Here is a 12,415-nt window from a genome sequence, read left to right on the forward strand (position 1 = left end):
GGCGGCACGAACGGAGTTCAGACCAGCGAGTCCTGCCACGCCGCGTTCAGCGCGGCGAACCGGCCGCCGTGGCTCACCAGCTCGTCGGGGCTGCCGTCCTCCAGCACCTGCCCGTGCTCCAGCACGAGCACGCGGTCGGCGATCTCGACGGTGGACAGCCGGTGCGCGATGATGATCGCGGTGCGATCGGCGAGCAGGGTCTGCAGGCCGCGCTGCACGAGCCGTTCCCCGGGCAGGTCCAGGGACGACGTCGCCTCGTCGAGCACCAGCACCGTGGGATCGGCCAGGAAAGCCCGCGCGAAGGACAGCAGCTGCCGCTGCCCCGCCGACACGCGGCCGCCCCGCTTGTTCACCTCGGTGTCGTACCCCTCGGGCAGCCGGGTGACGAACTCGTGCGCGCCCACGGCGCGCGCCGCGGCCTCGATCTCCTCGCGGGTGGCGTCGGGCCGTCCCAGCGCGATGTTCTCCGCCACGGAGCCGCTGAACAGGTAGGCCTCCTGGGTCACCATCACGACGTTGCGGCGCAGCACCGGGGAGGCGATGTCACGGATGTCCACGCCGTCGACCAGCACCCGGCCGTCCGTCGCGTCATAGAACCGGGTCACGAGCTTGGCGATCGTCGACTTGCCGGCACCGGTGGTACCCACGAGGGCCACCGTCTGACCGGCCGGGATCGTCAGGTCCAGTCCCGGCAGCACCACCGGTCCGTCGCCGTACGCGAAGCGCACCCCCTCCAGCCGCAGCTCGCCACGTGGGGCGGGCAGGTCGACGGGTTCGGCGGGCTCGACGACGGTCGGCTCCTCCGCCAGCAGTCCCGACACCTTCTCCAGCGCGGCCGCCGCGGACTGGAAGGCGTTGTAGAACATGGCGATCTGCTGGATCGGCGCGAAGAACCGCTTCACGTACAGCAGCACCGCGACCAGGACGCCGACGGCCAGCGTGCCCTCCAGCACCCGCCACCCGCCGACCGCCAGCGCGACGACCACGGTCACGTTGCCGATGAGCAGCAGACCGGGGGCGAACCGGCCGTTGATCCCGAAGATGCGCAGGTTGGCGTCACGGTATGCCTGGCCGATCCGGTCGTACTCGGCCTCGGTGGTGGCCTCCCGGTTGAACGCCTGGACCGCGCGGATCCCGGTCATCGTCTCGACGAACTTCACGATGAGCCGGGCGGACCAGGTGCGCTGCTCGCGGTAGGCGGCCTGTGAGTGCTTCCGGAACCAGCGCATGAGGAACCAGGCGGGCAGGAACCCCGTCATCAGGACCAGTCCCGAGACGGGGTCCAGGACCGTCAGGCCGACGGCGGTGAAGAGCATGACCAGCAGCGACGAGATGACGCCCACGAGGCCGCCGTCGAGCAGCTCGCGCAGGGCCTCGAGGTCGCTCGTCTGGCGGGAGATGATGCGTCCCGACGTGTAGGACTCGTGGAACTCGAGACTGAGCCGCTGGGTCTGACGGAAGACGCGGCGGCGCAGGTCCAGCAGCACGTTCTGGGCGATCCTGGCGGCTACCCGGCGGTAGGTGCCGATGGCGACGCCGGCGAGCACGGCGGCGGCCAGGTAGGCGCCCCCCACCGCGGCCAGCGGGACGACGTCGCCGGGCAGGGCGGGCAGCGCCACGTCGATGGCCAGGGAGACCAGCCACGGGCCGGCCACCTGCGCGGCACTGGAGGCGCTGACGAGAACTGCCGCCCAGACCAGCAGGCGCACGTGCGGGCGCAGGAGGTCACGGAGCAGGCCGATGGAACGGCGCCGCACGGCACGCGACGTGAGGCGGTCGAACCGGGTCTCGTCGTCGTGGGCGGCATCCGTGGGACGGCGTCGGGGGGCGGGCGTGTTCACGCGCTCACCTCCTCGTCGGCGGGCGTGACGGCCGAGCCGGGGTGGTCGTGCGACACGTAGTCCTCCTCGAGGCTGGAGATGACGTGGCGGTAGTGGGCGCTGGTGGCGAGAAGCTCGCTGTGCGCCCCGACCGCGGTGATCCGGCCGTCCTCGAGGACGGCGACGCGGTCGGCGAGGGCGACCGTGGAGGGCCGGTGGGCGATGACGAGCGTGGTCGTGCCGTGCAGCACCTGCGCCAGGCGCCTGGTGACCGCCTCCTCGGTCGTGACGTCGAGCGCGGAGAGCGGGTCGTCGAGCACGAGGACGCGGGGGCGGGCGGCGATGGCGCGGGCCAGGGCGAGACGTTGCCGCTGGCCGCCCGACAGGGACAGGCCCTCCTCGCCGATGCGGGTGTCGACGCCGTCCGGCAGGTCGTGCACGAACCCGGCCTGGGCGACCTCCAGTGCCTCGTGCATGCGCCGGTCCCGTTCGGCCTCGCCGACCGCCCCGGGACCGGACTCCGGGACGCCGAGCAGCACGTTGTCGCGGACGGACGCGGAGAACAGGGTCGGGTCCTCGAACGCCACGGCGACGTGCCGGCGCAGGTCGTGGCGGGCGAGGTCACGCACGTCCACGTCGTCGAGCAGCACCTGTCCCCCGGTGACGTCGTAGATGCGCGGAACGAGCATCGCGAGCGTGGACTTGCCGGAACCGGTGAGGCCGACCAGAGCGGTCGTCGTCCCGGCCGGCAGGTCGAGGTCGACGTGCCGCAGGACCGCCCGGTCCGGGTGGCCGGCGTCGGGGTAGGCGAACGCCACGTCCCGCAGGGCGACGTGGCCCCGTGAGTCGGCGGGCAGCGCCACCGGACGCTCGGGGTCGGTGAGCTCCGGCGCGGTCTCCATCACCTCGAAGTAGCGGTCGACGGCACTGCGGGCGTTGATCGTCATCGACAGGCTCATGCCGAGGTCCACCACGGGCCCGCCCACGACGGCGGTCGTGGCGAAGAACAGCACCAGGTCGCCGACGGTCATCTGCTCGGTGCCGGTCAGCCAGACCCCGAGAACGAGGCAGACGCCGAGCGTGAGCTCGGGGATCAGGGTGAGGGCGGCCATGAGGCGGGCGTCGACGCCCGCCTTGTGCAGCTCGGTCCGGCGCAGGGTGTCCGCCTGGCCGGTGAACGAGTGCAGGGCGTCGCTCCCGCGGCCGAAGGCCTTCAGGACCCGGATCCCGTGGACCGACTCCTCGACGGTGTTGGCCAGGTCGCCGGACTGGTCCTGGGAACGACGCGAGATCACCCGGTACCTGCGGGAGAAGCGGAACACGATCACCACGACCGGCAGGGCACCGGCGAGATAGACCAGACCGAGCCAACCCGCGGTCGCGACCAGCACGCCCACCCCGACCGCGATCGTGCAGACGTTGAGCACCAGTTGCAGCAGACCGAAGACGAGCCACCGCCGCAGCAGCCCGAGGTCCGCCATCACCCGGGACAGGAGCTGGCCGCCGGGCCACCTGTCGTGGAACGCGGCGGGCAGGTCCTGCAGGTGCCGGAACATCGCCATGCGCATCGCGTGCTCGACGCGCGTGCCCGGGAACATGACGAGGTTGCGGCGCAGCGCGACCAGGCCGACCTCGGCGAGACCGAACGCGAGGACCAGCACGACGGACCAGGCCAGACCGGTCCAGTCGTGCGTGGCCACGCCCCGGGCGAGCGGCCCGTCCACCACGTACTGCAGCACGTGCGGGATCGCGAGGGCGGCGAGGCTCGCGCCGAGGGCGGACAGAAGCCCTCCGGCCAGGGGCGGGATGGCGCTCCGGACGTACGGATGGAGGCGTCGAATCGATGCGAACGTGGACAGGGTGGATCCGGCGGGAGTCGATGGCATCGATTCAATTATCCCACCGCGCGGCAAGTCATTTGCCCGGGCGAACCGTCGTCGAGCGCGCTTGGCACACTATTATTGCCGACGGACGCCTCAGGACGCCGCCTCCAGGCCCGCCCTCTCGCGGGTGAGGTACACCATCACCGCGTCCTTCGGGCCGTTCGGCGACTCGAAGTGGACGTGCTCGCCCGTCTCGAAGCCGAACATGGTCATCCGGGCCAGCGCCGCCGCGTTGTTCGCGTCCGGCTCCCCGACCAGCCGCCGCGTGCCCGGTCCGGCGAAGAGGAAGCCCGTCAGCGCCGCACCCAGCACGCCCCAGGCCTCCTCTCCCCCACCGGCGTGCTCGGGCAGCGTGGGCGCCCGGAAGAAGTGCAGGCCCAGGTCGCCGTCGGCCACGGGGTAGGCGGCGGCGACCGGGTCGTCCTCCGGGTGGTAGGCCTGGACGAGCGCGACCGGCGTGCCCTCCCAGCGCACCAGGTAGGCGTTGTGGGTGGGCAGGGAGTCGACGAACTCGTACGTCTCCCGCAGCTCGTCCCGGGTGAGGTCACCCAGGCCCCAGAACCGGGCGCGCGGCTCCGTGACCCAGGCGTGCAGGACGTCGAGGTCCGCGACCGGGTCCAGGACGTGGACGGCGATCGCGCCGCGTGGCGTCGTCGTGCGCCAGACCTCGGCGCCCCGGGTGCCGTGCAGGAGACGTGGGGCGGGGACCGTCTCAGTCCGGTCTTCCATGTGTCTTCTCTCCGTGGTCGGTGGGCGGGGTGGTCCCTGCCGGGGCCAGGTCGACGGGTTCGAGGCGCTCCCAGTCGGTCTCGACGGGGACCGTGCCGCCGGCGGCCCAGGTCTCGTGCTGGTCTGCGGTGTGCGGGTCGCCCGGGACTCCGCTGGCGCCGAACGGCACGACCCACCGGCTGCCGCGGCGGTCCGCGAGGTCCCAGATCCACCGGGCGACCGAGCCGCGAGCGCCGTGGGGTGAGACGCCGGGTGTGCTGCCGGTGCATCGGACGGTGTCGTTGTCGCCGGCCAGGGGTGGGGTGGGGTGGGTGAGCGGTGGGCCGCCGGGCAGGGTGGTGGGGGCGAGTGTGTGGAGGTCGCCCCAGGTGGTGGTGTGGTGGGGGGTGGGGTGCGGGGGGTCGATGTCGAGGGTGTCGAGGAGGTGGGGCAGGCCGGAGCCGATGGCGGCTTCGGGGACGAACCAGGGGGCGTAGATCGCGCCGTACGGTGACCGGGTGCGGGTCGTGTCGTGGGCCGGGCGCAGTGGTGCCAGGCGGGGGTCGTCGGCGAGGTGGTGGATGATCGCGTCGCGCCATCGGGTGAAGGTGGCGGCGTCGACGCTGTCGGCGCCCATGGGTGCGCCGGCTGCCGCCCAGGCTCGGAGTGGTTCGGGTGTGCCGAGGTGGGTCATGAGGGTGAGGGCGGCGCCGCTGGAGACGTCGGCGTGGATGCGGTGCTGGGTGGTGGGGGTCTCTCCGTCTGCGGGCGGGTGGGCGAGCAGGTGTCGGATCCGGTCGGCGCGGTGGGGGGCGTAGGACCAGCCCAGGGCGTGGGCCTCGCGGTCGGGGCGGTTGTCGGCGGGGCCGGGGGTGGTCGCTGCGGGTGGGGTGGTGGGTCGTTCGTTGGCGTCGACGGCGACGCCGGTGGTCACGGGGGTGGGTTGCGGGAGGGTGGTCCAGGGGCGTTGGCGGGCGGCGTCGGTCCAGGCGGGGAGCGGCAGGATGCGTTCGTGGGGGGCTCGTTCGGCGATGCGGCCGGCGGTGAGGCTGAGGATCTCGCCGCTGGAGTCGGCGGTGAGTACCCGGTTGGCGGGGTCGACCCAGGAGTCGGCGAACGCGGTGGCGATGTCGCGGGCCGTTCGGGCGCGCAGGAGGCGGCGCCATGCGGGGACGCCTGCGTCGGCCAGGACGCGGACGGGCCAGCGGATGGTGAAATGGCGGGCGTCCGTGTCGGTGGTGGTGTCGTCGCGCCGGGTGGCGATCCATACTCCTCGGGGGGTTTCGATCCACGGTACGGACTCGCTCCGGGGGCCGGCCGGCCCGGCGCCGGTGTGGCGGATGTCGATCGTCTCGTGTCCGCTCGTGGCGGGTTCCCAGCCGTCGGGGCCGTGGGCCTCCCAGCCGCCGTGCGGGCCGCGGCGGAAGCGTTCCTCGAAGACCTCGACGTGGTGGGCCATGGCGTTGGTGATGCCCCAGGCGACGCCGCCCGGCCGGCCGGGGGTCTGGGCGTAGCCGAAGTGCTGGACGCCGGGTACGCCGGGGAATGCGAGGCCGAGGACGTCGTAGGGGACGTCGTCGCCGTCGTCGTCCTCGGCGGTGCAGGCGAGCCGGATCTGTTGGTAGGTGCCGGGCAGTTCGAGGATGCGGTGCGGGTCGCCGGCGAGGAGGGGGGTGCCGGACGCCGTGGCGTCCGGTGCGATGGCCCAGGCGTTGGAGCCGGAGGCGCTGCTCGCGCCGGGGCCGCCGTCGGACGTGAACCACCCGGCCAGCGTGCCGGCGGGTACGCCGGGGAAGTGCGGGGCCAGCGTGCGGGTGACGTGGTCGCGCCAGAGCACGGCGGGGAACCCGTTGAACAGGACGTGGTCCACGAGGAACAGTCCGATCGGGGTCCACGGCTGCCAGGCGTGGTGGTCGCGGCCCTGGGCGGCGAGTCCGGCGTTGACGCCGCGCGCGTAGGCGGCGAGCCATTCGCGGTCGGGGGTGGCGAGGGCGCGGGTGACGCGCCGTGCGGTGTCGGCGAGGCGGACGCGCACGGCGAAGCGGTCCCAGTCGAGGCCGTCGGGGCCGATCCGGGCGGCGAGGCGTGCCTCGGCGCGGTGCCGGCCGGTCTCGATCTGGTCGGCGCGGTCGAGTGCGGTGACGTAGCCCTGCCCGTGGGCGAGGGCCTGCTCGGTGGCGGCGCGGACGTGCGGGATGCCGTGCGTGTCGCGGTAGAGCTCGAAGGGGGGTGTCTGGGGTCGGTCGTGCGGCGGGGTCACGCGGGCACCGTAGCTCCTATCGGGTTGGTCAGTCGTCCCGCGTAGATGAGCGAGGACGCCTGGTCGGTCAGGTCGACCATCTGGCGGGTGTCGCGTAGCTGGAGCCGGTTGAGGCAGGAGTGCGCGAAGGTCTGGGCGCGCAGGTCGACGCCGAGTTCGCGGCCGTGGCGGGCGGCGACGGCGGGGTGCTCGTCGTGGTGCCGGTCGACGACGTCGCCGACGATGGTCCAGAACCGTGCGGTGGGCAGCACGCCGTCGGCGGCGAGGATGCCGGACAGGTGGCGCAGCACGCCGTCGAACATGTCGGTGAACACGGCGAGCGCCTTCTCGTCGTCGGGGACGACGGCGCGGACGCGTTGGACCGGGGCGGGCAGGGCGCGGGGGCCGAGCACGGCGGTCTCCTCGCCGATGTCCTTCATGAAGGTGCGGGTCACGACGTGGTCGCGCAGCACGAGGACGAGGTTCTCGCCGTGGGGCATGAAGGCGAGGTCGTGGGCCAGGAGGCAGTGCACGAGCGGGTAGAGGTAGGCGTCGAGGTAGGACCGTACCCAGTGTGCGGCGTCCAGGCCGGATGCTCGGATCAGGGAGGTGGCGAGCGCGGTGCCGCTCGTGTCGCGGTGCAGCAGTGCCGCCATGGTCGCGACGCGCTCCCCGGGGGCGAGTCGCGGCAGGGGCGACTCGCGCCACAGGGCGGCGAGCATCTTGCGGTACGGGTTGTTGTCGCGTGTGCGGTGGTAGACGTCGCCGGTGTAGCCGATGGCGGCCACTTCGCGCAGGATCTCGAAGCGGGCGCGGCGTAGCGTCTCGTCGCCGGTCACGACGTCGGCGACCCAGTCGTTCACGGCGGGGGTGTCGCGCATGTACTTCGGGGACAGTCCGCGCAGGAAGCCCATGTTCTGGATCGCGGTGGCGACCTTGACGTAGTGGCGGTCGGGGCGGGTGGTGTTGAACAGGGTGCGGATCGACTGCTGCGGCGTGTACTCGTCGGCGCCGGGGCCCAGGGGTACCAGGTCCTCGCGGGCGACGTCGGCGGCGAACGTGATCGCCACGCGGTGCTCCCACTGCCACGGGTGCACGGGCAGGTACAGGTAGTCGCCGGGGTCCAGGCCGCGGGCGGTCAGCCGGTCGGCGAACGCGGCTCGCTCGGCGCCGGACAGCTCCGCCGCGGACGACGCCGTCCCGTACAGCGCGGGTTCGCTCTGCCCGGCGCCGAGCGACAGGTGGGTGTGCTCCCGCCGGGCGGCGAGCCACATCAGCCGGAGCCGGGCGGCCCGTTCCGGCGCGTAGGCGCGGTAGTCGGACAGGGAGAAGCCGATGCGTCCGTTGTTCGCGACGAAGCCCGGATGTCCCTCGGTCATGGCGGACTCGACGGCCTGGAAGGCGCCGGCGGCGTCGGCTCCGGCCAGCGCGTCCACCAGTCCCGGCGACGACGGGGACGTGCCCAGCGCCTCTCGTTCCCGTTTCGCCATCGCCCCGGCCAGCGTGGAGGACAGCTCCTCCAGGTAGGTCGGCAGCAGGTCTTCGGGGATGCCGAGCAGGGGCTGCAGTTCCGCGACGAGTTCCAGTGCGTCGACCGGCGCCTGCCGCTCGTCGGCTCCGGACGGTCCGCCGTCCGGGACCGCACGCGTGCGCCGCAGGCTGGACTCGTCGATCACCCAGTGTTCCAGCGGGTAGCGGCGTGCGCTGAAGCGGTAGGTGACCCGTCCGTGTCCCCGGGCGTCGTCGAGCACGAGGACGTACTCGCGCGGATCGTCGTGGGTCACCTCCCGCGCTGCCTCGAGCGCGGCGACCGGGTCCGACGGCCGGGGCAGGAACAGGCGCTCGTGCGTGAACTCCGCGAGCGCCTTGGCCACCAGGTGCCGGTGCGCGGCGTCCGCGAGCGCCGGGCGCAGGTGTGCGGCCGGTTCGGCGCCGAGGGGGCCGGTGCCGTCGCCGAGGGGTGAGGCGGCGAAGTCGTCGCGGGTGCAGACGCTGAGGCGGGCGCGTTTGGTGTGGCCGTCGGTCACGAGGTCGACGTCGCGCAGGACGCGGAACCCGGCGGCGGCGTTCTTCGCGTGGATCGGCCTGTTGCGGGCGTCGGGTTCGACGACGACGCGCAGGGCGCCGCGGCCGTTCCCGTGCGCGGGGGCGGGCGCGGCGGGGCGGGCGGGCGCCGCGAAGCAGAACCGCAGGACGGTGGTCATGACGGCGTCGGTGAGGCCGGGGATGCGGGGTCGCGGGCCCTGGGCGGGTGGTGGGGGCGCGACCAGGACGTGCATGCCGAGGTCGCCGGGGCGGTGGTCGAGGACGTCGGGCGGGAGGCCGTCCAGGACGGTGCGGGCGGGGTCGTAGGTCTCGGCGTAGGCGATCGGTGTGCCCTGGTGGCGCAGCAGCCAGCCGTCCTGCGCGTCGTCGCCGGTTACGGTGGTGAGGTGGTCGCGCACCTGGGTGGGCGTGAGGTCGCCCATCTCCCAGTACCGGGAGGCGGGGTGGGTGAGCCAGCCGTGCAGGAGGGCGGCGTCGCGTGCGGGGTCGGCCGGTTCGACGGTCATCTCCCCGACGCGTGTCGCGGTGCGGAAGGTCGTGGTGTCGTTCGCGTCGCTCATCGTGCCGCCTCCTCGCCGGACAGGACGTCCCAGTCCAGCCGCTGTCGGTCAGGTCCGGGCTCACTCAGCCGGTCCCGGGCCGCCGGCCCGGTGGCGACGGCACGAGGACGCGACGCGGGAGCGCCCGCAGGGACGGAGCCCGGCGGCTCCGGAGAACGGAGCTCCGGAGAACCCAGCCCGAAGGTCTGGAACGCGATGCGGTGCTCGATCGGGTAGGGCTCCCGGCCGGTGACGCGGGCGAGGATGGCGGAGGCGCGCCAGGCGGCGAAGCCGAGGTCGGGGGCGGTGACGCCGTGGGTGTGCTCCTCGCCGCCGGCGACGAAGACGCGCCGTTCGGCGTCGACGGTGTAGTCGCGCCGGACGACGAGGCGGCCGCGGGCGTCCAGGTCGATCCTGTCCAGCACGGGGGCGAGGAACTCCGGGGTGGCGTGCGCGTATCCGGTGGCGGCGACCACGGCGCGGGTGCGGTGCTCGGCCTCCTGGCCGGTCTGGGCGTGGCGCAGGGTCAGGACGTACTCGCCGGTGCCGCCGGCCGCGGCGGGGTCGAGCCGGGCGGCGGTCACCTCGCAGTCGGACAGGAGGGTGGTGGGCAGCGGTGTCCCGAGCGCGGACTTGCGGTAGAGGGTGTCGTAGATGTCGTCGACGAGGTCGCCGCTCATTCCCTTGTACAGGGAGCGCTGCTCGCGGCCGAGCCGGTCGCGCAGCTCCTGCGGGAGGGACACGTAGTGGTCCGTGTACTCGGGCGACGTCATCTCGAGCGTGAGCTTGGTGTACTCCATGGGGAAGAACCGGCTGCTGCGCGTGACCCAGTCCAGGCGGTAAGGGCTCGCTCCCCCGGTGCCGGTCGCGAGGCCCTCGAGCAGGTCGCGGTACACCTCCCCCGCGGACTGCCCGCTGCCCACCACGGTCACGGAGCCGGCCGCGGCGAGCGCGTCGCGGCTGGGCAGGTAGTTGCCGGTGTGCACCACGGGCCCGGCGCCGGCCAGGTTCCGCAGCACGGTGGGCAGCCGCGGCGTGGTCCCGGTGCCCAGCACCAGGTGCTTGGCACAGTATTTCTCCTCGGTGACGCCGTCGTGGCCGGCGAGCTGCGCGGTCAGGACGAACACGTCGGCGGCGGCGTCGTGCTCGACGGCGGTCACGCGCCGGCCCCAGCGCAGCATGCCGGGCGCGGCCTCGGCGAGCCGCGCGGCCGCCCAGCGGCAGTAGGCGTCGTACTCGGCACGCAGCGGGTAGAAGGACTCGCGGATGTAGAAGGGGTACAGCCGCCCGGTCTCCTTGAGCCACGCCAGGAACGAGTAGGGCGAGGTCGGGTCGGCCATCGTGACGAGGTCGGCCAGGAACGGCACCTGGAGCGTGGTGCCCTCGATGAGCATCCCCGGATGCCAGGAGAAGTCCGCCCGCTGGTCCAGGAAGACGGCGTCCACGTCCTCCAGCGGCTGCGCGAGTGCGGCCAGCCCCAGGTTCATGGGGCCGATGCCGACCCCGGCGAGGTCGTAGGTGCGCATCAGTCGGTCTCCTCCCGGGTCAGGCGCGGGTGCACGTCCCGGCACGGCGGCACGTCGAGACCCGCGAGCTCCTCGCCCGCCAGCAGGCCCTGGGCGGCCGACCGCACCAGGTCCAGCACCGCCCGCACGTCGTCGAGCGTCATGTCGGGGTTGAGCAGGGTGAGCTTGAGGCAGGGGCGACCGTCGGCGACCGTCTTGGCCACGATCGCGCGCCCCGAGTCGAACAGGACGCGACGCACCTGCGACACGAGGTCGTCGGCGTGCTCGGGCTCCAGACCGTCCGGCTCGTACCGGAACATCACGGTTGACAGGTCGGTCCGTGCGACCAGCCGCAGTTCGGGATCGCCGGCGAGATCGGCGTGCACGGCGGCCGCCAGGTCATAGGTGGCGTCCACCAGCCGGCCGAGACCGTCGGCGCCGAGCGCACGCAGCGTGACCCACAGCTTCAGGGCGTCGAAGCGGCGCGTGGTCTGCAAGGACTTGCCGACCTGGTTCGGGTCGGGGTTGAGCTCGCCGTTCTCCCGCTCGGGGTTGAGGTAGTCGGCGTGCCAGGAGCCGCGGGCCATGTCGGCGGCCTCGCGCACGATCAGGGCGCTGGAGGACACCGGCTGGAAGAACGCCTTGTGGTAGTCGACCGTGACGCTACGGGCCCGTTCGATCCCGGTCAGCAGGCCGCGCCGGGTGGGGCTGACCAGCAGGCCGCAGCCGTAGGCGGCGTCCACGTGCAGCCAGGCGCCGGTCGCGTCGGCCAGGTCCGCGACCGGCAGGATCGGGTCCACGCAGCCGCGGTCGGTGGTGCCCGCGGTCGCCACGACCGCCATCGGGGTGTCACCCGCGCGGGCGACGTCCGTCAGCGCACGACCGAGCGCATCGGGGTCCATGCGACCGTCGTCGTCCACGTCCACGGCCACGACGGCGCCCTCCGACAGGCCGAGCAGCAGCGCGGCCTTGGCCACCGAGAAGTGGCTCGCGGCCGTGGCCAGGATCCGCAGGCGGGACTGCGCCACGGCACGCTCGGCGCCGGTCAGGCCCTCCAGCGCGCGCTGCCGGGCGAGGAACAGCGCCTGCAGGTTGGACTGCGTGCCCCCGGAGGTGAAGACCCCGTCGGCGCCCGCCGGCTCGCCCCGTTCGTCCCTGCCGACGGGAAAACCGATCCTGCCCGCCGTCCAGTCGACCAGGCGGCGTTCCATGAGCGTCGCGGCGCCCGACTGGTCATAGGTGTCGACCGACGTGTTGATCGCCGCCAGCATCGCCTCGGCCGCCACGGCCGGGACGGCGACCGGGCAGTTCAGGTGCGCCGCGTAGGCCGGGTGGTGGAACCACACCGCGTTGCCCGCGTACAGGTCGGCCGCCTCGGCCAGGGCCTGCTCGGTCCCGATCCCCGGGGCGTCGAGGTCGACCGCGTCGCAACGCTCGCCCAGCTCCGCCCGCCCCGCCCCCGTGAACGGCTGGGTGACGGTCGCCACGCGCCGGGCGACGTCGTCGACCACCGCCCGGGTGACGCGGGCGTACTCGACGGCGGTCGCGCCGCGCAGCAGTGCGGCCGGGTCGTGCCCGGAACCGCCGGGCCGGGCACCGGACGACGACGGCCCGGTGGCGGCGCTGCGGGCTGTGGCGGGCAGGGGTGAGGACATGCGCGAGGCTCCTCGGGTGG

General features: G+C 73.6%; 7 protein-coding genes. All 7 read right to left on the reverse strand.

The genetic code is table 11. The features are described 5' to 3' along the window. Nucleotides 1–17: 17 nt before the first annotated feature. The gene (locus J0911_RS14505; protein ID WP_207276164.1) at nucleotides 18–1,841 is read right to left on the reverse strand and encodes an ABC transporter ATP-binding protein; all 1,824 of its coding nucleotides are present in this window, start codon (nucleotides 1,839–1,841) and stop codon (nucleotides 18–20) included. Then, nucleotides 1,838–3,706, reverse strand: a complete 1,869-nt coding sequence (locus tag J0911_RS14510; RefSeq protein ID WP_207276165.1) for an ABC transporter ATP-binding protein — start codon at nucleotides 3,704–3,706, stop codon at nucleotides 1,838–1,840. Before J0911_RS14510 ends, J0911_RS14505 begins: the two co-directional genes overlap by 4 nt. A gap of 90 nt (nucleotides 3,707–3,796) precedes the next feature. Beyond that, nucleotides 3,797–4,432: a GNAT family N-acetyltransferase gene (locus J0911_RS14515; RefSeq protein WP_207276166.1), complete on the reverse strand. Its 636-nt coding sequence runs from the start codon at nucleotides 4,430–4,432 to the stop codon at nucleotides 3,797–3,799. Next, a complete protein-coding gene (locus tag J0911_RS14520; RefSeq protein ID WP_207276167.1) occupies nucleotides 4,416–6,671 on the reverse strand; it encodes a penicillin acylase family protein in 2,256 nt (751 codons plus the stop codon). Before J0911_RS14520 ends, J0911_RS14515 begins: the two co-directional genes overlap by 17 nt. Next, complete coding sequence (locus tag J0911_RS14525; protein WP_207276168.1) at nucleotides 6,668–9,256, reverse strand: GNAT family N-acetyltransferase; 2,589 nt, start codon at nucleotides 9,254–9,256, stop codon at nucleotides 6,668–6,670. The genes J0911_RS14520 and J0911_RS14525 overlap by 4 nt, the downstream gene beginning before the upstream one ends. Further along, a complete protein-coding gene (locus J0911_RS14530; protein ID WP_207276169.1) occupies nucleotides 9,253–10,761 on the reverse strand; it encodes a lysine N(6)-hydroxylase/L-ornithine N(5)-oxygenase family protein in 1,509 nt (502 codons plus the stop codon). Before J0911_RS14530 ends, J0911_RS14525 begins: the two co-directional genes overlap by 4 nt. Then, a complete protein-coding gene (locus tag J0911_RS14535) occupies nucleotides 10,761–12,395 on the reverse strand; it encodes a pyridoxal phosphate-dependent decarboxylase family protein (protein ID WP_207276170.1) in 1,635 nt (544 codons plus the stop codon). Before J0911_RS14535 ends, J0911_RS14530 begins: the two co-directional genes overlap by 1 nt. Nucleotides 12,396–12,415: the final 20 nt, after the last annotated feature.

This window comes from Myceligenerans salitolerans, assembly GCF_017349295.1.
GTDB classification, from domain to species: Bacteria; Actinomycetota; Actinomycetes; order Actinomycetales; family Cellulomonadaceae; genus Myceligenerans; species Myceligenerans salitolerans.

What these genes read in the sequence shown, in the direction of transcription:
- J0911_RS14530 (WP_207276169.1), bottom strand. Translation starts at nt 10,761, where the DNA reads ATGCGCACCTACGACCTCGCCGGGGTCGGCATCGGCCCCATGAACCTG.
- J0911_RS14535 (WP_207276170.1), bottom strand. Translation starts at nt 12,395, where the DNA reads ATGTCCTCACCCCTGCCCGCCACAGCCCGCAGCGCCGCCACCGGGCCG.
- J0911_RS14510 (WP_207276165.1), bottom strand. Translation starts at nt 3,706, where the DNA reads ATGCCATCGACTCCCGCCGGATCCACCCTGTCCACGTTCGCATCGATT.
- J0911_RS14515 (WP_207276166.1), bottom strand. Translation starts at nt 4,432, where the DNA reads ATGGAAGACCGGACTGAGACGGTCCCCGCCCCACGTCTCCTGCACGGC.
- J0911_RS14525 (WP_207276168.1), bottom strand. Translation starts at nt 9,256, where the DNA reads ATGAGCGACGCGAACGACACCACGACCTTCCGCACCGCGACACGCGTC.